The sequence below is a fragment of the Pseudomonas sp. S36 genome, from assembly GCF_016647875.1.
Lineage (GTDB): Bacteria > Pseudomonadota > Gammaproteobacteria > Pseudomonadales > Pseudomonadaceae > Aquipseudomonas > Aquipseudomonas parafulva.
The window spans coordinates 103,281-124,960 of the sequence record NZ_JACVVG010000012.1; the positions used below are offsets into that span (position 1 = coordinate 103,281).

13 protein-coding genes are annotated in these 21,680 nt (G+C 64.1%); 1 reads left to right on the forward strand and 12 read right to left on the reverse strand.

Annotation, left to right across the window (positions count from 1 at the left end; translation table 11 throughout):
* Window positions 1-4: 4 nt before the first annotated feature.
* The 7 genes from IAE36_RS09550 to pip all read right to left on the reverse strand — a co-directional run bounded on the left by IAE36_RS09550 (window position 5) and on the right by pip (window position 8,824).
* On the reverse strand, window positions 5-739 hold the full coding sequence (locus IAE36_RS09550) for an amino acid ABC transporter ATP-binding protein (RefSeq protein ID WP_201212032.1): 735 nt from the start codon (window positions 737-739) through the stop codon (window positions 5-7).
* Window positions 732-1,694 (reverse strand): amino acid ABC transporter permease, encoded by a 963-nt coding sequence (locus tag IAE36_RS09555; RefSeq protein WP_201212034.1) that lies wholly within the window; start codon window positions 1,692-1,694, stop codon window positions 732-734. Before IAE36_RS09555 ends, IAE36_RS09550 begins: the two co-directional genes overlap by 8 nt.
* Window positions 1,695-1,793: 99 nt before the next feature.
* Window positions 1,794-2,594 (reverse strand): transporter substrate-binding domain-containing protein, encoded by an 801-nt coding sequence (locus tag IAE36_RS09560; RefSeq protein WP_028631954.1) that lies wholly within the window; start codon window positions 2,592-2,594, stop codon window positions 1,794-1,796.
* A 279-nt stretch (window positions 2,595-2,873) separates the two neighbouring features.
* Entirely contained in the window at window positions 2,874-5,441 is a 2,568-nt protein-coding gene (gene mdoH, locus IAE36_RS09565; protein ID WP_028631955.1) for a glucans biosynthesis glucosyltransferase MdoH, read from the reverse strand.
* A complete protein-coding gene (locus IAE36_RS09570) occupies window positions 5,434-7,155 on the reverse strand; it encodes a glucan biosynthesis protein G (protein ID WP_328822858.1) in 1,722 nt (573 codons plus the stop codon). Before IAE36_RS09570 ends, mdoH begins: the two co-directional genes overlap by 8 nt.
* A gap of 263 nt (window positions 7,156-7,418) precedes the next feature.
* The gene (gene dtd, locus IAE36_RS09575) at window positions 7,419-7,856 is read right to left on the reverse strand and encodes a D-aminoacyl-tRNA deacylase (protein WP_028631957.1); all 438 of its coding nucleotides are present in this window, start codon (window positions 7,854-7,856) and stop codon (window positions 7,419-7,421) included.
* A complete protein-coding gene (gene pip, locus IAE36_RS09580) occupies window positions 7,853-8,824 on the reverse strand; it encodes a prolyl aminopeptidase (RefSeq protein ID WP_201212038.1) in 972 nt (323 codons plus the stop codon). Before pip ends, dtd begins: the two co-directional genes overlap by 4 nt.
* A 166-nt stretch (window positions 8,825-8,990) precedes the next feature.
* Between pip and IAE36_RS09585 the strand changes: the two genes are divergently transcribed.
* Window positions 8,991-14,441, forward strand: a complete 5,451-nt coding sequence (locus IAE36_RS09585) for a dermonecrotic toxin domain-containing protein (RefSeq protein ID WP_236408760.1) — start codon at window positions 8,991-8,993, stop codon at window positions 14,439-14,441.
* 220 nt (window positions 14,442-14,661) lie between these two features.
* Here IAE36_RS09585 and hutG read toward each other — a convergent pair whose 3' ends face one another.
* From hutG to hutU, 5 genes are all read right to left on the reverse strand, one after another.
* Complete coding sequence (hutG, locus tag IAE36_RS09590) at window positions 14,662-15,465, reverse strand: N-formylglutamate deformylase (RefSeq protein ID WP_201212040.1); 804 nt, start codon at window positions 15,463-15,465, stop codon at window positions 14,662-14,664.
* Window positions 15,466-15,475: 10 nt separating this feature from the next.
* Window positions 15,476-16,681, reverse strand: a complete 1,206-nt coding sequence (gene hutI / locus IAE36_RS09595; RefSeq protein ID WP_201212042.1) for an imidazolonepropionase — start codon at window positions 16,679-16,681, stop codon at window positions 15,476-15,478.
* Between the two features lie 15 nt (window positions 16,682-16,696).
* On the reverse strand, window positions 16,697-18,100 hold the full coding sequence (locus IAE36_RS09600) for an amino acid permease (RefSeq protein WP_028631962.1): 1,404 nt from the start codon (window positions 18,098-18,100) through the stop codon (window positions 16,697-16,699).
* A 64-nt stretch (window positions 18,101-18,164) separates the two neighbouring features.
* Window positions 18,165-19,721, reverse strand: coding sequence for a histidine ammonia-lyase (gene hutH / locus IAE36_RS09605; protein WP_201212044.1), 1,557 nt, complete (start codon window positions 19,719-19,721; stop codon window positions 18,165-18,167).
* Between the two features lie 82 nt (window positions 19,722-19,803).
* Window positions 19,804-21,477, reverse strand: a complete 1,674-nt coding sequence (gene hutU / locus IAE36_RS09610) for a urocanate hydratase (protein WP_201212046.1) — start codon at window positions 21,475-21,477, stop codon at window positions 19,804-19,806.
* Between the last annotated feature and the right edge of the window lie 203 nt (window positions 21,478-21,680).

The window sequence follows — 21,680 nt, forward strand, 5'->3', positions numbered from 1 at the left end:
GGCCTCACAGTACCTGGCGCAGAAACGCCTGGGCGCGCGGGTCTTTCGGAGCCGCAAAGAACGCTGCCGGCGCCGAGTCTTCCAGCAGCTTGCCATGGTCGAAGAAAAGCACCCGGTCCGCCACTTCGCGGGCAAAGCCCATTTCGTGGGTGACGCAGACCATGGTCATGCCTTCCAGGGCCAGGGTTTTCATCACATCCAGCACCTCGCCGACCATTTCCGGGTCCAGCGCCGAGGTCGGCTCGTCGAACAGCATCACCTTGGGGTCCATGGCCAGAGCCCTGGCAATGGCCACCCGCTGCTGCTGCCCACCCGACAGCCGCGAGGGATACTCGTTGGCCTTCTCCGCAATACCCACCTTGTGCAGCAGCGCACGGGCCTTGGCTTCGCGTTCGGCCTTGCTGCGCTTGCGCACCACCTTCTGCGCCAGGCAGAGGTTTTCCAGCACGGTCATGTGCGGGAACAGGTTGAAGTGCTGAAACACCATGCCGACTTCACGGCGGTAGGCGTTGATATCGGTTTTCGGGTCAGCCAACGGCAGCCCATCAATGGCTACATGGCCCTGGTCGAAATGCTCCAGGCCATTGAGGCAGCGCAGGAAGGTCGACTTGCCAGACCCCGACGGGCCCAGCACCACCACTACCTCGCCCTTGGCCACTTGCGTGGAAACGTTATCCACAGCCCGCACCACATGGCCACGGGTGTCGAATACCTTCAGCAGGTCACGAACTTCAATCACTTTGCGCAAGCCTCCGCTCAAGCCGGCTGGCGATATGCGACAGCGGCAGGTTGATCAGCAGGTACAGGCCTGCCACGCAGAACCAGATCTCGAAGGTGGAGAACGACGTAGTGATGGCTTCGCGACCACTCTTGGTCAGCTCGGTGATGGCGATCACCGATACCAGCGAGGTGTCCTTGACCAAGCTGATGAACTGCCCGGCCAACGGGGGCAGTACACGCTTGAACGCCTGCGGCAGGATGACGTGGCGCATCGACTGCGCGCCGTTCAGGCCCAGCGAGCGGGCTGCTTCGTTCTGGCCCCTGGCGATCGACTGCACACCCGCGCGGACAATTTCTGCCACGTAGGCGCCGGTGAACAGCGCCAGCGCGGCGACACCGGCGAACTCGCGGGACAGGTTGAGCACCGTGCCGATGAAGAAGTAGAAGATGAAGATCTGCACCAGCAGCGGCGTGCCGCGTACCAGTTCTACGTAGACAGTCGACAGGTCATGCAGGGTGGGGTTAGTGGACAACCGGCACAACCCGGCGAACAGGCCGATTACCAGGCCTAGCGCCCCGGACACCACCGAAATCCACAAGGTGGTCCACAAGCCCCAGGCCAGCGGGCCGGCAGCCCAATGGCGGGTGACACCAATCTGGTCGCCTTCGGCGACATCGTCGCCCCGGCTCAATTGCAGGCTGTCCCTGGCCACGTCCAGCACCTGCTGGTCGCCGTTTTCATCCTTGAGGGTAACGCGGGCGTTGTCGCCGGCCACGACGATATCCTGCACGGTGCCATAACCGGCCGCGCGCTGTACGTCTTCGGCCTGGTAGGCGAAGTACTGCGGCACGCGGTTCCAGCGCCACTCGTAGGAAATCATCGAGGTGGCCATGTACAGGCTGAACGCCAGGCCCACCAGCACCAGCGCGGTCAGGCCATGCCAGGGCCACCGGGCTTTGTTGTGTTTGATCACGGGGTTACTCCAGAAAACGGCAAGCCGCAAGCCACAGGCTGCAGGCAGAAACGGTCGGCGTCTGCCTGCAACCTGCAGCTTGCGGCCTGGGGATGCCTCTTATTCCATGTCCTTCAGCCAGTCCTTGTTCTTGAACCACTTGTCGTGGATACGATCGTAGGTCCCGTCATGCTTGATCTGGTGCAGGAAGTTGTTGATGAAGTTGATGCTGTCGTAGTCGCCCTTCTTCAGGCCGAAGGCCAGCGGCTCGTAGGTGAAGGGTTCTTCGAGGAACAGCAGCTTGCCAGCACCGGCCTTCTCCACAGCCACCACGTTGTACGGTGCGTCGTAGACGAAAGCATCTGCCTTGCCGTTGACCACGTCCATGACCGCTTCCTGCTCGTTGTCATAGCCATGGTACTTGGCTTTGCCGATCAGCTTCTTGGCGACCATTTCGCCGGTGGTGCCCAGCTTGGAGGTGAGGCGATACTTCTCATTGTTCAGGTCTTTGTACGACTTGATCTCGCCGGCCAGCTCCTTGCGAATCAGCAGGGTCTGGCCCACGACGATGAAGGGTTCGCTGAAGTTCAGGCGCAGGTTGCGCTCCTGGGTCAGGGTCATGCCGCTGCCGATCATGTCGAACTTGTCGGTCAGAAGGGCTGGGATGATGCCGTCGTAGGCCGTGGAAACCGCCTCGAACTTCACGCCCATCGACTTGGCCATGGCCTTGAGGATGTCCACCTCGAAGCCGATGATCTCGCCGCGCTTGTTGGTCATCTGGAACGGCATGTAGGTTGGGTCCATGCCCACCCGCAAGGTACCGCGCTTGACCGCTTCGTCGATGGCGCCTGCCTGTACGGCCGTCACGGCGACCAGTGCGGTAACACCCACCAGCAGTCGCGAAAGGTATTTCTTGAACATCACCAAGTCCCCTGGAAATAAAAGTAGCGAATCTTTTTTATTGGCACGGCCGTACTGGCCGCTGCGTACTGTCGGAGAGGGATGCTAACGCATGGTGGGCTGGGGACCTAGAGCTGGCGGGGACTTTGTTGGCCAAAATCAGCCTGGGCCCTGAAAAGCTTCGCGGGTAAACCCGCGCCTACAGGGATTGCGCCCGCATTTGGATTTTGTGGAAGACAGTTGCCCCCACAGGGTGTATGCACAACCCTGTGGGAGCGGGTTTACCCGCGAAGAGGCCTGTCAGGCGAGTGCCGGTTGGCCTTCGTTCTCCGGGTGCAGCGGCAGCAGCGGCGAATGCGGGTCGTTCTTGATCGACGCACGCCATGCATCGATCCAGGCCGCATTGTGCTCGGCCCATACCTGCTCGTGCAGGCGGGTCAACGCCACCGGGTCGCTGAGCAACGCCAGGCGGGTGTTGAGGTCCAGCCCCTTCGGGCCAACCTCCATCGCCTTGGCCACCCGTTCAACGCGCAACGCTTCGATGGGCGCTGCCTGACCGTGGCGCGCGGTGGCCATGGCGCAGGCCAGGGCATTCTGGCGTGGGTCGACCACTGCCCGCACGAAGCCGTCATGCAGGGCATGCCAGCGGTTCTCGTGGGTGTACTGGTCGGTGGCCAGCAGCTCCTGCGGCGTGGCGTATTCTTCCGGGATGAGGAACAGCTTCTCATCCTTGGCCGCCAGGCCCAGGCGCGTGCGGCTGGAAATCACCGACACAGGGATCGACAGCACCAGCGAACCGACGATTGGCGCCAGCCACCACAGGAAGCTCGGGTTCAGCCACGCCACCAGCCCAGCCCAGGCAAAGCCCAGCAGGGTTTGCGGGCCATGACGGCGCAGCGCTTCGCTCCACGGGGTGGAGTCGTCATCGCGCTGCGGCGAGTTCCAGGTCGCCGCCCAGCCCAGGAACGCGGCCAGCACGAACCGGGTGTGGAAGATCATGCGCACCGGTGCCAGCAGCATGGAGAACAGCATCTCCATCAGCATCGACAGGGTGACCTTGATGCGCCCCCCGAACTCGGTGGCGCCCTTGGCCCAGATCAGGATCACGCTGAGCAGCTTGGGCAAGAACAGCAACACGATGGTGGTGGAGAACAGCGCAACGGCTTTTTCCGGGTGCCACTGTGGCCACAACGGGTACAACTGGTAGGGCTCGATGAAGTACTGCGGCTCCATCAGCGTGTTGGTGGCCAGCAACGCGGTGGACAGCACCAGGAACAGGAACCACAACGGTGCCGACAGGTACGACATCACCCCTGTGAGGAACACCGCACGGTGCACCGGGTGCATGCCCTTCACCAGGAACAGGCGGAAGTTCATCAGGTTGCCGTGGCACCAGCGGCGGTCGCGCTTGAGCTCGTCCAGCAGGTTGGGCGGCAGCTCTTCATAACTGCCTGGCAGGTCGTAGGCGATCCACACCCCCCAGCCGGCACGGCGCATCAGCGCTGCCTCGACGAAGTCGTGGGACAGGATCGCACCGGCGAACGCACCCTTGCCGGGCAACGGCGCCAGGGCGCAGTGCTCGATGAAGGGCTTCATGCGAATGATCGCGTTATGCCCCCAGTAGTGCGACTCACCCAGCTGCCAGAAGTGCAGGCCGGCGGTGAACAGCGGGCCGTATACACGGGTAGCGAACTGCTGCATGCGCGCATACAGGGTGTCCATGCCAGAGGCCTTGGGCCCGGTCTGGATGATACCGGCATCCGGGTTGGCCTCCATCAGGCGCACCAGGCTGCTCAGGCATTCGCCGCTCATCACGCTGTCGGCGTCGAGCACGACCATGTACTTGTAGTCGGCGCCCCACCGACGGCAGAAGTCGTCGAGGTTGCCGCTCTTGCGCTTCACCCGGCGCCGACGGCGGCGGTAGAAGATACGGCCGAAGCCTTTGGTTTCACGGCACACATCCAGCCAGGCCTGTTGCTCGGCCACGGCGATGTCGGTGTCGTTGGTATCGCTGAGCACGAAGAAGTCGAAACGGTCGAGGTTGCCGCTGGCCGCCACCGACTCGAAGGTGGCGCGCAAGCCGGCGAACACCCGGGGTACGTCTTCGTTGCAAATCGGCATCACCAGCGCGGTACGCGCATCGGCAGCGATCGGCTCGTTACCGGCACTGCTGCCGGAAATCTTGTACTTGTCGCGCCCGGTCAGCAGCTCGAGGAAGCCCATGAGCGCCGTCCAGAAACCTGCGGACACCCAGCAGAACAGGATGCCGAACAGGATCAGGATGGACGTCTGCAACGCATACGGCCACACCTGCACCACGGTGTCCCACAGGGGCTGGCGGGTGACTTCGTCCAGGTCGACGAACGACCAGCCCTGGTACGGCAGGATGCTCTTCATGTACCAGCCGGCAACAAGGGTCTGGCCGATCATGAGGGTGAGCAGGATGTAACGGCGGATGGAGCCCACCGTGCGCCAACGGGCGGCCGGCAGCTCGCGCTTAGGTGGCTGCGGCGCATTGGGGCGCCCGGTCATGCGCCGCCACAGGCGCACCAGCACGTTGGTGCGCCAGGGCTCTGGCACCACCTTGGTGCGGTTGATCGGCGGGGCGATCTTCAGGCGCAGGCGGCCACTGCCATCGACACTGAGCATCTCGGCGTCTTCAAGCTCGGCCGCATTGCCCACGGTCAGGCGCGAGCCCACCGAGGCCTGCACGGCCTCGGCAGGGCTGGCGTGGGGGGTGGCAGCCAGGCGTTGGTGCAGCTCGCTGAACGACGTGCAGCTGGCAAGCTCTGCTCGCTGCTCGTCACTCAGGGGGAGGTGGGCCAGGTACTCGCCAAGCGATACCGGCCTTGCGTTTGAGTTACTCATCGGCAGGCAACTGGTAGCTCCAGGTCTCGGTCAGCACCTTCTCGGTGGTGGCCGGGGCCCCGGTGGTGGGCGCCGCCTCGGCGGCAGGTTGTTCGGCCTTGATCGCCTTGCCGGCCTTGGCATGCTTGGCAGCAGCCTTGTCCTGCTTGGTTTCCTGGGCAGGTGCGGCAGCTTCTACCGGCACATCACGCACCAGTGCGGCACGCATCTCGGTCGCTTTATTGGCATCCTTCACCTTGAGCCGCAACGTCAGGCGCCAGCCCTTGGTTTCAGGGTTGTAGCGCAGGTTGTTTTCCACAACTTCGGCGTTGTCGCCCACGCTGATCTGGCTGCGCACCGGGGTGTCTTCCGGCAGAGCAGCCAGCGCAGGGCCGGCAAAGTCGACCAGGAAGGCAACGCTGCCATCCGGCTGACGGATCAGGTTGGACTGTTTCACATCACCGGTGGAGCGCAGGGTCTGCTTGACCCAGCCCAACTCAGGGGCCTGGAATTTGGGCTCGTCGATGGTCCAGTGCAGGCGGTAGGCATAGTCCATGGCTTCGCCCGGCTCAGGGAGTTTTTCCGGGCTCCAGAACGCAACGATGTTGTCGTTGGTTTCGTCGGCGGTCGGGATCTCCACCAGGTCGACGGAGCCCTTGCCCCAGTCACCCTTGGGCTCGATCCACGCACTTGGGCGCTTCTGGTAGTTGTCGTCCAGGTCTTCGAAGTCGCTGAAGGCACGCTGGCGCTGCATCAGGCCGAAACCGCGCGGGTTTTCCACGCTGAAGTTGCTGACCGACAAGTGCTTGGGATTGTTCAGCGGGCGCCACAGCCATTCACCGTTGCCGGCGTGAATCGACAGGCCTTCGGAGTCATGCAGTGCTGGGCGGTAGTTCAGCACCTTGGAGGGCTGGTTAGGGCCAAACAGGTACATGCTGGTCAGCGGTGCGATGCCCAGGCGGCTGACGTGGTCACGCAGGTAAACACGCGATTGCACGTCTACCACCGTGTCGTTGCCAGGGCGCAGGGTGAGCTTGTAGGCGCCGGTGGAACGCGGCGAGTCCAGCAGGGCATAGATGACCAGGTGCTTGTCGGCCGGCTGGGGCTTCTCGACCCAGAACTCGGTGAAGCGCGGGAATTCCTCCCCCGACGGCAGCGCCGTGTCGATGGCCAGGCCACGGGCCGACAGGCCGTACACATGGCCCTTGCCGACCACGCGGAAGTAGCTGGCGCCAAGCAGGGTCATGATTTCATCCTGCTTGTCGGCCTTGTTGATCGGGTACAGCACGCGGAAACCGGCGTAACCGAGGTTCTTGGTGGCGTCGGCGTCATGCGGGACGTCGCCGAACTCGAACCGGCTCGGGTCGTACTTGATTTCCTCGACCTTGGTGGCGGTGACCTCGTTGATCTTCACCGGGGTGTCGAAGTGCATGCCCTGGTGGTAGAAGGACAGCTTGAACGGCGTCTTGTCGTTGGCCCACTCGGCCTTTTCCTGCAAGAAATGAATCTTCTGGTAGTCCGCGAACTTCATATCGCGGAACACGGCCGGCAGGTTGCTTTTGGGGGCTTCGTACTTCTGGCCGGCCAGATCCTTTGCCTTGGCTGCAACATCGTCAAGATTGAATGCCCATAGCTGGCCCGCGCTCATCAGGCCGACCAACGCCACGCTGGCCATCAGCGCCTTGCGTAGCCGGACGCCAGGGATTCTTGATGCTTTTTGGGGACTAACAATCACGAGCAACCCTCGCCGAAAACAGATCATGAAACCAACGGCCAGCGACAAATGCCGGGTTGGCGAGCACTGTTCGGACCCCGTAAGGGCGTAATGATTCCCCAAACGGATCCAGACATTGCTCGAGTCAGAGTGAAACGAACCTGCGAACGCAGGCCCATGCAGCGCGCGATTATCCAGCAGGTCGCGTGACAACGCATCAGGCTGCAACAACTATTTATCGTACAAAACCCCTTGTTTTCCCAATGGGCAGGGGTTTTTTAACCTCAAATTTGTAACATTAATGTTACAGGGCCATCATTCACCAGGTGCACCTGCATATCTGCACCAAATTGGCCCGTCGCAACCTCGGGGTGGCTGGCCTTGGCCCGCTCCACCAGGTAGTCGAACAGCTCGGCGCCAAGTGCAGGTGGCGCCGCAGTGGAAAAGCTCGGGCGCATGCCATTACGGGTATCCGCTGCCAGGGTGAACTGCGACACCAGCAGCAAGCCACCGCCCACGTCTTTGAGCGAGCGGTTCATCTTGCCCTGCTCATCGCTGAACACACGGTAATTCAACAGCTTGTGCAACAGCTTGTCGGCCTGTTCGCGGGAATCTTCAGGCTCGACGGCCACCAACACCAGCAGCCCCTGGTCGATGGCACCTACCACCTGCCCCGCCACTTCCACGCGCGCACCGCGCACCCGCTGCAGCAGGCCTTTCATGCTTCTTCCAGGGGCAGGTCCAGCAAGCGCCGGGCCATCTGGTCGGCAGCCCGCACCAGGGCGTCGGTGATACCGGGCTCGGAGGCGGCATGGCCAGCATCGCGGATGACCTTGAGCTCACTGTTGGGCCAGGCCTGGTGCAATGCCCAGGCGTTGTCCAGCGGGCAGATGACGTCGTAGCGACCATGTACGATCACTGCCGGCAGATGGGCGATTTTAGGCACATCGCGAATCAGCTGGTCGGGCTCGAGGAACGCATTGTTCATGAAGTAATGGCATTCGATGCGGGCAATCGACAGCGCCCGCTGCGGCTCCGAGAAGCGGTCCACCACCAGCGGGTTGGGGCGCAGGGTGGCAGTACGGCCCTCCCAGGTAGACCAGGCCTTGGCCGCGTGCATCTGGGCGATCTGGTCGCTGCCGGTCAGGCGCTTGTGGAACGCCGCCACCAGGTCGCCGCGTTCGTCGGGCGGGATCGGGGCCACGTAGTCTTGCCAGTAATCCGGGAACAGGCGGCTGGCGCCCTCTTGGTAGAACCACTGAATTTCCTGCGGCCGGCACAGGAAGATGCCCCGCAGGATCAAGCCGTGAACCCGCTCGGGGTGAGTCTGGGCGTAGGCCAGCGCCAGGGTGGAGCCCCAGGAGCCGCCGAACAGCACCCATTTATCGATGCCCAGGTGCTCGCGGATACGCTCCATGTCCTCGACCAGGTGCCAGGTGGTGTTGTTTTCCAGGCTGGCGTGTGGCGTGGAGCGGCCACAACCGCGCTGGTCGAAGGTGATGATGCGGTACAGGTTGGGGTCGAAGTAGCAACGGCTCTGAGCGTCGCAACCGGCGCCTGGCCCGCCGTGGATGAACACCACCGGCAACCCCTCCGGCGAGCCGCTTTCATCAACGTACAACACGTGCGGCGCTTCCACGGCCAGATCGTGCCGGGCGTAGGGTTTGATCTGCGGGTAGAGGGTCTGCATTGCGCACTCCGTGTGAGGATGGTTCGGCCGTGGGCCATCATAAACCTGAATTGCAGTTTCGGCACCGTCCCCGCTTACCTGAGCCACTACCAGGCCACAGATATCTACCTCCTACCGGCGCAACCGGCCAGCGACAGTGCCCTGTCATCTCCGAAGGGCTCCCCCCATGCCAACAGCAGACACCGAACAACCCACCTTTCACGCTGCCACCCTTGAACGCCAGGTGCCTGCCTGGCTCAAGGCCGCACCGCCGGCCATCCACCAGGCCATGCGCAACTGGCACCTCGCCCCCGCCTGGCTGACGCCAGCGCTTGCCCAGCAACCCGATGTAGCAAGGGCGTGGCAGGCAGAGCACGCCCGCCACCGTGACAATCAGGCGCAGGTGCAACAGCTGTTCACGCAACTGCCCGACCTGGAACGCTTCGCCTGTGACCTGCTGAGCGACGCCATCAAGCAGCGATTCGGGCTGGAGCTGGACGTACGCACCACCTACCTCATCGATGCGCGGCACATCGACAGCGCCACGGCTGGCGACAGCCGCCAGGCCGTCGACCGCGCCACCCGCTCGCTGCTGCAGTGTGCGCTGCACAACTTCGACCGGGCCGCTGCCGAGCCTGGCGGGATGGACGCACCAGCGGGCATGCTGAAAAAATCGGTCATCGTCGACCACCGCCGCTACATGGGCAGCGTGCCCATCACCAACGCGCTGGCGATCTCTGCCGAAGACTTCGCCGGGCTATGCCGCACGCTCGACATCGGTGACAAGTACCACGAGCTGGTGCATGCCATTTACTACCCGGGCTCCGATGAAGCGGCGCTGACCGTTTACCGCTGCCTGGGCAATGCGCAGGTGTCGGCGTTTCGCCAGGCACTGCATTTTGCCAGGCTCAAGGGCGATATCAGCGAGGCGCTGTATACCGCTGCGCTGGGAGTACCCCTGGACCAGCCGCCCTCGGCCAACGCCAGCGTGCACTTCAGCCTCGTGCAGCTTTGGGAAACCGAATTGACCGGCGTGCTGCTGGTGACACTGCGCACCGACGGCCATCAGGCTGTCGCCTTGTACATCCCTGAGGATGAGGTAACGCCGTTGAAGGAGTTCCCGACGCTCCAGGCGTTGCACTCGGCGCTGCGTGACCGCCTGCTGGCCGACATCACCTACCTTGACCGGCACATACCCGACCGTGACCAGGCTTCTACCATCAGCCGCCTGCGGGACCGGCTGACACCCCTGCAGTGGAGCGTGCGCGGCATACGTGAGCGGGTGCCGGCACCCCATGCCGAGTTGTATCCGGTTGCCCACCCCCTGCGCCATACGTTCCAGGGCGCCATGGCCTTCCAGCGCGCCCAGCGCCATGAGATGGACGTGCTGTACCACGCCATACCCACACAAATCGTCGACCGCCGCTCGGCACAGGCGCACCGGCAGTTGATTGCCGGGCGAGTACTGGGGGCACTGAACATCGCCGGCTTTTTCGTCCCGGGCCTGGGCGAGCCGATGCTTGCTGTATGCGTGGTCCAGCTGGCAAATGAGGTGTACGAGGGGATCGACGCCTGGCGCAACGACGAGCGCGAGACTGCCTACGGTTACCTGGTAGACGTTGTCGAGAACGTCGCCGCCATGGCCGCCTTTGCCGTCGCCGCCAAGGTGATCAAGGGCCAGGGAGGCACGCCTGGTGCCCCACCCGCTCAGGTAGCCACGCCGTCCTTCATCGAGGAACTGCACGAAGTCGAAACAACCGACGGCCAGCTGTGCCTGTGGAAGCCGGACCTCACCCCCTACCGCAGCCAGCAACCGCTGCCGCCTGATCTTGAGCCAGACTCGCTCGGCCTGCGTCACTACCAGGGCCGAAGCTGGCTGGCTCTGGAAGGCAACCACTATGCCGTCGGCCGCTCGCCAGATACCGGTGACTATCATGTGGAGCACCCGCACACGCCCCGCCGCTATCGGCCGCCCCTGCGGCACAACGGGGCTGGCGCATGGCTGCACGTCATTGACCAGCCGCGCAACTGGTCGGGCACCGCCTTGCTGCGCCGTGCCGGGCATCTGAGCGCTCACTTCGACGCGCCAACCCTGCGCCGCATTCTTGCTGTCAGCGGCGTTTCCGAAGACGCGCTGCGCCGGGCGCTGGCAGAAAGCCTGCCGCTGCCGGCCTTGCTGCAAGACACCCTGGAACGCTTCAAGCTGGACCAGACCGTACGCCTGCAAGCCGATGCCACCACTTGGGCCACCCGTTTCAGCGAAGCCTACGCGGCCCTTGGTAACCCGACAGGCGCCGACGCCCAGGCCATCCAGCGAGCGTATCCGGCGCTGCCGAAGGCGGTGAGCGAAGAAGTGGCCGCCGCGCTCAGCAGCGCCGAGCGCAACATGCTGGCCCACAGCAAAGTACCGCTGCGTGTAGCAGAAGAAATCCGCGTGTATCAGCAGCAGGTACGCCTGGCCCGCGCGTACGAGGGCCTCCACCTGGCGTGCGTGCGCACCTGGGACAGCGACCGTCTGATCCTCAACACCCTGGCGCAGCTGCCAGGCTCGCCTGGCGGCACACGGCTACGCCTGCTGCAGCGCAGCACCTGGCCTGCGGCGGAACATGCGGTAGGCGGTGAAGGCGATGGGGCGTACGTCACCATCACCCATGCACGGGCCGGCTACATCGTTCACGAACACAGCCAGCCGGGTGCTGCAATCGTACTGCACCCCAATCTGTACACCGCCTTGCACCAGGCATTGCCGCAGGCCATGGCGCAGATGGGGGTGTCCCATCCGCAAGCACTGCAACGGTTGCTGCAGGAGCGCCCCCCACTGCCCCGCGCCGCTCTACGAGCGGTGCTGGGGATGCAGCCCGTGCGGCCCGGGTATCGCTCGCCGATGCGCCTGGCCGACGGCAGGCTGGGTTACCGCCTTGGTGGAGGTGGCCCGGCCACACAGAGCGTGGGGCGCCAGGCATTGCTCACGGCAGCGCAGGCGGCAGGCCTTGCCGCGGATGACAGGTCGGCTGAACAGGCCCTGCAAGCGCTGGCCAGCAGGGGGCTATCTCAGCGGCAGATGCTCGACCACCTGCAGACCTTACTCGAACAACGCCACGAACTGATCAGCCGCCTGGACGACTGGGGCGAAGCCATCACACCGGCCTCCGATCAGGCTGCGCGCAGTTACGACAACCTGCGCGAGGCCATCCTGCAGCATTGGCAGGCCACCGCGTTGCAGGCCAGCAGCACGCCCACGATCAACCTACGGGTAACCCAGGTTCCACTGGCCGATATACCGCTGACCCTGCCTGACTTCTTCAACGCTCAGGTGCGCAGCCTGAGCCTGGTCGACCTGCCATCCGGCGCCCTGTCGGGCTGGGCGCAGAACGAGCGCCTGTTGCAACGCCTGCTGCGCCAGATGCCGAACATCGAGGCGCTGGAAATCACCCGCCCCTATGATCCCAGGGCAACGCCTTCGTTTTTTCTGTTCAGCATCCCCACCATTGCCGAACATCTGCCGGGCTTGCAGCGCCTGGTACTGACCAACCAGAACATCGCGTTTTCCGAAAGTGACGTGAACCTGCTGGCAGGCCTGGGCCAGTTGCGTTACCTGGACCTCAGTGGCAACCGCCTGGCGCAGAACAACAGCCCAAGCTTCCATGAGCTGACCCTGGATTACCTCGGGCTGAACCAGATGCAGCTTTCCCAGTGGCCAATTGGTATCGGCAGCGACGCCCTGGCCCGCATCACCCACCTGTCACTGCGCGACAACAACCTCAGGGCACTGCCTGCGTTTCTGCTCAACGAGGCAGAGGCCCTGACCAGCCCGCCGGTGATTTCGCTGCAAGGCAACGCCATCAACGAAACCCACTTGCAGCGCCTGCTGCTGAACGAGCGCATGGACGCCTCCGGCATCAGCACCGACCAACCGGCGACGCTGGCCGAACGCCTGGCACGCCTGCGCGAAGAGCGGCAACAGATGCGAGACGCCATCGACGGCTGGGCCCAGGCCTCCAGCTCCAGCAACCCACTGACCCAGGCTGCCCTGGAAGACAGGCAGCGCATACAGGCAGCTGTCACGCAGTTCTGGGAGCAGCAGGAGCAAGGGCAGCATTACCTGCGCCTGCAACTGGAAGACGTCGCCATCGCCAACTTTCCGCGGCGCCTGCCGCCGTTCTTCGGCGAGCGGGTACGGGCACTGAGCCTGACGCGGCTGCAGGGGTCCGCGACACAGCTCGATGAACTGCTGAGCCGGTTCCCCAACATCACGCGCCTCACGATCGACAGCCATCAGGAAGCCACGGGGGCACTGGCATGTACCTTGGTACGCCTGCCCAGCCTCACGCACCTGGAGTTTCGCAACATGGGGCTGGAGGTTGACCAGACCATGCTGGAAGCCTTTGCGCGCCTGGAGCACCTGACATCGCTCGATCTATCCGGCAACCGCTCGGCAGCCATCGCCCAGGTGCCCACCCGGCTGGCCCACAACCTGCAATCGCTGACCCTGGCCAACATGAACCTGCAGGGCTGGCCAAACTGGTGCGACAGCCTGCTGCCGCTGGAGCTGCTGGACCTGAGCAACAACAACATCGCTCAGTTGCCCGAGCACATTCTCTCGAACCTGAACAACCCCATGCCAATTTCCTCCATTGCGCTGTTCGACAACCCACTGCCCCTGGAAACCATCCTGCGCGTGCGCACCTTCTCCGACAGCCAGCACAGCTACTCCTTCGCCCTGGACATTCCGGAAAACCTGATGCTGGTGGACAGTTCCAGCGAAGGCTCACTCGACCACCCGCACTTCCCGCTGATGGGCGACGACATGCCCCGGCTGGAAGACTGGCTGCTGGGCAGCGAAGCGCAGAACACAGCACTGCAGGACAGCTGGCAAACCCTGGGCGGGAGCCCCCTGCTGCGCCTGGTGGGCCGCTTGCGCAACGCGGCACCGTATGTAGCACCGGGTACCCGTGGCAGTTTTTGCGAGCGGGTGCGGATGATGCTGGTGCTGGCAGCGAGCAACGAACGCGAACGCCCGGTGATGGAGGCGATTGCCGAAACAGCCCTGCCCGACCCTGAAAGCGGCGCGCAGACGTGCCACGACGGGGCGCTGCAGGAGTTCAACAACATCGAGCTGTACCTGATGGGGCAACGCCTGCTGATCGAGGCAGGCGACACGCCACAGGCGATGCATCAGCGCCTGCTGCAGCTGTTCCGTATCGAACAGCTCGAACGCCTGGCCAGCCAGCGTTCCAGGCAGGGTGACCTGGTTTCGGTGCGCCTGGCCTACCGCCGCGAGCTGGCACGGGAACTGGACCTGCCGATCGCCGACGGCATGCGTTTTCGCAGTGCGGCCAACCTGGCCCCTGACGAGATTTCCGAAGTGCTGGAAGCAGTACGGCGCAGCGAACGGGGCCAGCCGCTGATCGACTACCTGATGGCCAACGATGACTGGACGGCACGGCTGCGTGGCGAATACGCCGAGCGCTTTGCCGAGATCCAGGCGCACTTGCGCGAGCGTGTACTGGCGCTGGCTAGCCTGGACTATCCCCTGACCCAGGAGCTGGACCTGCAAGGTGCCTTGCAGGCCGCCGCGGTACAAGAGGAGCTGGAACTGCTACGGGACCTGACGATTGCGCAGGTCAATCAGACGTAACGCACCGCAACTCATCGCAAGCTCTTACGGACCTGCACATGACATATTGATTTAGCAGGGACCTATGTGGGAGCGGCTTCAGCCGCGAACACCGGCGAAGCCGGTGCCATACACCGCGTTGCCTGCTTCGCGGGTAAACCCGCTCCCACAGAATGGGCTGCCCCACAAAAGTTGGACACCTATCCCATTTTTGTGGGGCAGCCTAGAAAGCGCGGCGCGGCTAGCGCCCGTACCGCGCACGGCCCCAGTCCAGCATGGCCTGCAACAGGTCACGCAGCACGTGTTGGGTGGGCTGGGCCAGGTCTTCGCGGTAGTCGAAAGGCGCGTGCTCCTGCATGTAGGTGCTTTGCGCAAGCTCCAGCTGTACCGCATGGATATGCCCGGCCGGGTCACCATAATGACGGGTGATGTGCCCGCCCTTGAAGCGGCCATTGAGCACATGGCTGTAGCCTTGGGCCTGTGCACACACCGCATCCAGCTGTTGCGCAAGGGTGGCATCGCAACTGGCGCCATTGAAGGTGCCGAGGTTGAAATCCGGCAGCGTGCCTTCGAACAGGTGAGGGATGCACGAGCGGATCGAGTGGGCATCCCACAGCAGGGCGTAGCCGAACTGCGCGCGCAGGCGCTCAAGCTCGCGCTGCAATGTGCCGTGGTACGCCTGCCAGATCTGCCCCAGGTACTGTTGGCGTTGCTCGGCGGTAGGTGCCAGCCCTTCCTTGAACAGGGGCTGGCCGTCGAACAGCGTCGCGGGGAACAGGCCAGTGGTAGCCCCGGCGTACAACGGTTTGTCATCCTGCGGGCGGTTCAAGTCGATAACGAAGCGTGAGTACTCCGCCGCCAGCACACTGGCGCCCATCCCCTGGGCAAAGCCGTACAGCCTGGGGATATGCCAGTCGGTGTCCGGCAAGCCTTGCGCTGCATCGACCAGCCCGTCGCGCACCGCGCTGCTCAAGCGCAGGCCGGCATGGGGCATGCTGATTAGCAGCGGCAGGCGGCCTTGGTGAAAACTCAGTACCTGTTCCATGGGGCCTCGCTCAGTGGGTGATTTCTTGCCCGCTGCGCACGATGCGCTTGGGCAGGTCGCCGCCCAGCCAGTAGGCCAGGTCGGCGGGGCGTTCGATGTGCCAGGCCACGAAGTCGGCCACCTTGCCCGCTTGCAACGTGCCATGGCTGTGGCCAAGGCCCAGCGCGGTGGCGGCGTGCACGGTGACACCGGCCAGGGCCTCTTCAGGTGTGAGGCCAAAGCAGGTGCAGCCCATGTTCAGCATCAGGCGCAGTGACAACCCGGGCGAAGTACCCGGGTTCAGGTCGGTGGCCAGGGCCATCTTCACACCGTGGCGGCGCAATGCAGCCATCGGCGGCAACTGGGTTTCCCGCAGGAAGTAGAAGGCCCCGGGTAGCAACACTGCGACCGTTCCGGCGGCCGCCATGGCGATGGCGTCCTCTTCGGTCATGAACTCCAGGTGATCGGCCGACAGCGCCTGGTAGCGGGCTGCCAGGCTGGAGCCGTGCAACGATGAGAGCTGCTCGGCATGCAGTTTGACCGGCAAGCCCAGTTCGCGCGCCGCGATGAACACGCGCTCTACCTGGGCGGGCGAGAACGCCAGGTGTTCACAGAAGGCGTCCACCGCATCCACCAGGCCTTCGGCAGCCAACGCCGGCAGCATCTGCTCGCAGATGTGCGTGATGTAATCATCAGGCCTGCCACTGTACTCGGGCGGCAGTGCGTGTGCGGCCAGGCAGGTAGCGCGCACGGTCAGCGGCAACGCCTGCCCCAGGCGCCTGGCCACGCGCAGCATCTTGCGCTCGCTGGCAAGGTCAAGGCCGTAACCGGACTTCACTTCCAGGGTGGTCACGCCGTCGCGCATCAGGGCCATGACCCGCTGACGGGCGCTGGCGAACAGCGCCTCTTCACTGGCCGCCCGGGTGGCCCGCACCGTACTGGCGATCCCCCCGCCCTGGGCGGCAATTTCAGCGTAACTCACGCCCTTGAGACGCTGCTCGAACTCGCCACTGCGGTTACCGCCAAACACGGCATGGGTATGGCAGTCGATAAGCCCAGGCGTCACCCAGGCGCCGCCCAGGTCCACCGTGCGCTCGGGCATGGGCGCGGTCAGCTCGGCCTTGGGGCCCACCCATTCCACAAGCCCATCACAGGTGATAATGGCTGCGTCTTCGACCGCCGAATAATGGCCGTCGACCATGGTTGCCACGTGGCAGTGCTGCCAGAGAGTTCTCATGTACAGTCTCCTTTGCTAACGGTGCAGTTCGGCACGTTCCGCAACCGGCCTGCCCTGCCCGGCGCGCGGCTTGCACCACAGCAGGTAGGACGCCACCAGGAACACCAGCCACACCAGCCCGACCAGCAATGCCGCCTGGGTGTCGGGGAAGTAGCCAAGCACACCGAAGATGAACACCATGAACGCGATCGCCATGGCCGGGCCGTAGGGCCAGAACGGAACGGGGAACTTGAGCTGGGCCATCTGCTCACGGCTCATGCGCCGGCGCATGGCAACCTGGGTCACCAGGATCATCAGCCAGACCCACACCGTGGCGAAGGTCGCGATGGAAGCAATCAGCAGGAACACGTTTTCCGGGATCAGGTAATTCAGCAGCACGCCGATCAGCAGCGCAGCGCCCATCACCACTACGGTCATCCAGGGTACCCCGTGCCGGGACAGGTGGCTGAACCCGCGTGGTGCATGGCCTTGCTGGGCCAGCCCATACATCATGCGACCCGCGCCGAAGATATCGCTGTTGATGGCAGACACCGCCGCCGAGATCACCACGATGTTCAGCACCGCTGCTGCAGAGCCGATCCCCAGGTTGCTGAAGATCTGCACGAAGGGGCTGCCCTGGCTACCGATTTGCGGCCAGGGGTACAGGCACATCAGCACGAACAGGGTGAGCACGTAGAACAGCAGGATGCGCAGCGGCACCGCGTTGATCGCCTTGGGGATCACCCGCTGCGGGTCCTTGGCCTCGCCTGCGGTCACGCCGATGATCTCGATGCCGCCAAACGCGAACATCACCACCGCGAAAGAAGCAATCAGGCCCCCTACGCCATTGGGCATAAAGCCGCCATGGTCGAACAGGTTGCCGAGGCCAACCGCATGGCCGCTACCCACCTGGCTGAAGCCGAACGCCATGATGCCAAGGCCTGCCAGGATCATGGCGATGATGGCGCCAACCTTGAGCAACGACAGCCAGAACTCCATCTCGCCGAAGACCTTGACGTTGCACAGGTTCAGGCCGCCAATCAGGAAGACGATGCCCAGCACCCAGATCCAGCGGGCTACTTCCGGGAACCAGAAGCCCATGTAGATACCGAAAGCGGTCACGTCGGCGATGGCCACGATGACCATCTCGAAGGCGTAGGTCCAGCCGAGGATGAAGCCCGCCATGGGCCCCAGGTACGTGCTGGCGTAGTGGCCGAAGGAACCGGCCACGGGATTGTGCACGGCCATTTCGCCCAGGGCGCGCATGACCATGAACACCGCTGCGCCGCCGATCAGGTAAGCCAGCAGCACGGCAGGGCCGGCCATCTGGATGGCAGAAGCGGAGCCGTAGAACAGGCCGGTACCGATGGCGGAACCCAATGCCATGAAACGGATGTGGCGGGCACTGAGCCCGCGTTTGAGACCTTGAGCGTGTTGCATGTCACGTCCTTGAATTGTTTTTGTGGTCGTGAGGGCACGGGGCTGCTGCGCAGCCCCTCAGGCATTACAGGCTGGGCAGTACCCCCGCCGGCAGCAAACCGGTCAGGCTGCCTTTGGCCAACAGTTCCACAGCCTTTTCGATGTCCGGCGCGAAGAAACGGTCACGATCATAGTGCGGTACTTCGCTGCGCAGCGCCTGGCGGGCCTGCTCCAGCTTGGCCGAGGTCTTCAGGCCCTTGCGCAGGTCCAGCCCCTGGCACGCGCCCAGCCACTCGATCGCCAGCACCCCACGGGTGTTTTCGGCCATCTCCCACAGGCGCTTGCCGGCTGCCGGGGCCATGGACACGTGGTCTTCCTGGTTGGCAGACGTCGGCAGGCTGTCGACACTGTGCGGGTGCGACAGCGCCTTGTTTTCGCTGGCCAGTGCCGCTGCGGTCACCTGGGCGATCATGAAGCCCGAGTTGACCCCGCCGTTTTCCACCAGGAACGGCGGCAGCTGGGACATGTGCTTGTCCATCATCAGCGAGATGCGGCGTTCGCTGAGCGAGCCAATTTCGGCAATGGCCAGGGCCAGGTTGTCGGCGGCCATGGCGACCGGCTCTGCGTGGAAGTTACCCCCGGAAACCACGTCGCCTTCGGCGGCGAACACCAGCGGGTTGTCCGACACGGCGTTGGCCTCGACACCCAGCACCTCGGCGGCCTGGCGCAGCTGGGTAAGGCAGGCTCCCATGACCTGCGGTTGGCATCGCAGCGAGTAAGGGTCCTGGACCTTGTCGCAGTTCTTGTGCGACAGCGAAACCTCGCTGGCTTCGCCCAGCAGGTCGCGGAAGCAGGCTGCCGTATCGATCTGCCCGCGCTGGCCGCGCACCTCATGGATCCGGGCATCGAACGGCGAGCGCGAACCCAACGCAGCCTCGACGCTCAGGGCACCACAGGCGATGCCAGCCGCATACAGGTCTTCGCCATGGAACAGGCCACGCAGGGCATAGGCGGTGGAGGCCTGGGTACCGTTCAGCAGGGCCAGGCCCTCTTTGGCCGCCAGGGTCAGGGGCTCAAGGCCGGCAACGGCCAGCGCTTCGGTTGCGGGTAACCACTGGCCGTGGTGACGGGCCTTGCCCTCGCCCAGCAGCACCAGCGACATGTGCGCCAATGGCGCCAGGTCACCGGAAGCACCTACCGAACCCTTCAGCGGAATGTGGGGGTACACCTCGGCGTTCACCAGGGCGATCAGCGCATCGATGACCTTGCGGCGAATACCCGAGAAGCCGCGGCTGAGGCTGTTGATCTTCAGCACCATGATCAGCCGTACCAGGGCATCGTCCAGCGGCGCGCCAACCCCGGCGGCATGGGACAGCACCAGCGAGCGCTGCAGGTTTTCCAGGTCGTGGCTGGCGATGCGGGTGGACGCCAGCAGGCCGAAACCTGTGTTGATGCCATAGGCGGTGCGGTCTTCGGCAATGATCTGTTCGACACAGGCCACGCTTGCGTCGATACCGGCCGCAGCCCCCGGGTCGAGCTGCAGGCGTACGGGCGCGTCATGAATGGCACGCAGCTGGGCAAGGGTCAGGGCGCCGGGCTTGAGGGTAAGTTGGGTCACGTTGCTACTCCAGTCGCGGGGCATGGCGGGCGTGTCTGTCGGCGCCGGCGTGCCCCTTCTTGTTGTTCAGTATCACCCGCGAAGGGTGCGAGCCAAAGCGTGGCGGTCAGCCGGTGATCATCGGCAGGTCCAGGCCTTGCTCGCGGGCGCAGTCGATGGCGATGTCGTAGCCAGCATCGGCATGGCGCATTACGCCGGTGCCAGGGTCGTTGGCCAGCACCCGGGCGATGCGGGCGGCGGCTTCATCAGTGCCGTCGCACACGATGACCATGCCGGAGTGCTGGGAGAAGCCCATGCCAACGCCGCCCCCGTGGTGCAGCGATACCCAGGTGGCACCGCTGGCCGTATTGAGCAGGGCGTTGAGCAGCGGCCAGTCTGAAACGGCATCGGAACCGTCGCGCATGGCTTCGGTTTCGCGGTTGGGGCTGGCTACCGAGCCGGAGTCCAGGTGGTCGCGGCCAATCACGATGGGCGCCGACAACTCGCCACTGCGGACCATTTCGTTGAACGCCAGGCCCAGCTTGGCGCGCAGGCCCAGGCCCACCCAGCAAATGCGGGCCGGCAGGCCCTGGAAGCTGATGCGCTCGCGGGCCATGTCCAGCCAGCGGTGCAGGTGGGCGTCGTCGGGGATCAGTTCCTTGACCTTGGCATCGGTCTTGTAGATGTCCTGGGCATCGCCAGACAGCGCGGCCCAGCGGAACGGCCCGATGCCGCGGCAGAACAGCGGGCGGATGTAGGCCGGGACGAAGCCCGGGAAGTCGAAGGCATTGGCAACGCCCTCTTCCTTGGCCATCTGGCGAATGTTGTTACCGTAGTCGAAGGTGGGAATGCCCTGCTTCTGGAAGTCGAGCATCGCCTGCACATGCACGGCCATGGACTGCTTGGCCGCCTTGACCACGGCAGCCGGCTCGGTCTGGGCGCGGTCACGGTACTGCTCCCAGCTCCAGCCTGCGGGCAGGTAACCGTTGAGCGGGTCGTGGGCGCTGGTCTGGTCGGTGACCATGTCCGGGCGTACGCCGCGCTTCACCAGCTCGGGCAGAATTTCAGCCGCGTTGCCATGCAGGGCGATGGAAATGGCCTTGCCCTCGGCGGTATAGCGGGCGATACGGGCCAGGGCGTCGTCCAGGTCAGTGGCCTGTTCATCCACATAGCGGGTTTCGAGGCGGAAATCGATACGGCTCTGCTGGCATTCGATGCTCAGCGAGCAGGCGCCGGCCAGCGTAGCGGCCAGGGGCTGAGCACCGCCCATGCCGCCCAGGCCGGCGGTAAGCACCCATTTGCCTTTGAGGCTGCCGCCATAGTGCTGGCGGCCTGCTTCGACGAAGGTTTCGTAAGTACCTTGGACGATGCCCTGGCTGCCGATGTAGATCCAGCTGCCTGCGGTCATCTGGCCGTACATGGCCAGGCCCTTGGCATCCAGTTCGTTGAAGTGCTCCCAATTGGCCCAGTGCGGGACTAGGTTGGAGTTGGCGATCAGCACGCGGGGCGCGTTGTTGTGGGTTTTGAACACACCCACGGGCTTGCCCGACTGCACCAGCAAGGTTTCGTCGTCTTCCAGGCGGGTGAGGGTTTCGACGATCTTGTCGTAGCAGGCCCAGTTGCGCGCAGCACGGCCAATGCCGCCGTAAACCACCAGTTCCCTGGGGTTTTCTGCCACTTGCGGGTCCAAGTTGTTCATCAGCATGCGCAGCGGTGCTTCGGTCAACCAGCTCTTGGCGGTGAGCTTGTTGCCACGGGGGGCACGGATTTCAACGTCACGGTATTTGTTGTTGTCAGTCACGGGAAGGTCCTCTGCGGTCGTCCGCGGGCAGATGTGTCATGGCAAGTATACAAACACATCTTTACTTGTATGTACAAGCATGGACAACCGAAATTTCTAGAACACTTTAGCGGCCTTATGGTGCTTTACCGACGAATGTGGAGGGGCTGGAGGGTGTTCGCCTTTACAGGTGCGGCGCCTGGGAGATCGAGCGCCGCCCGCGC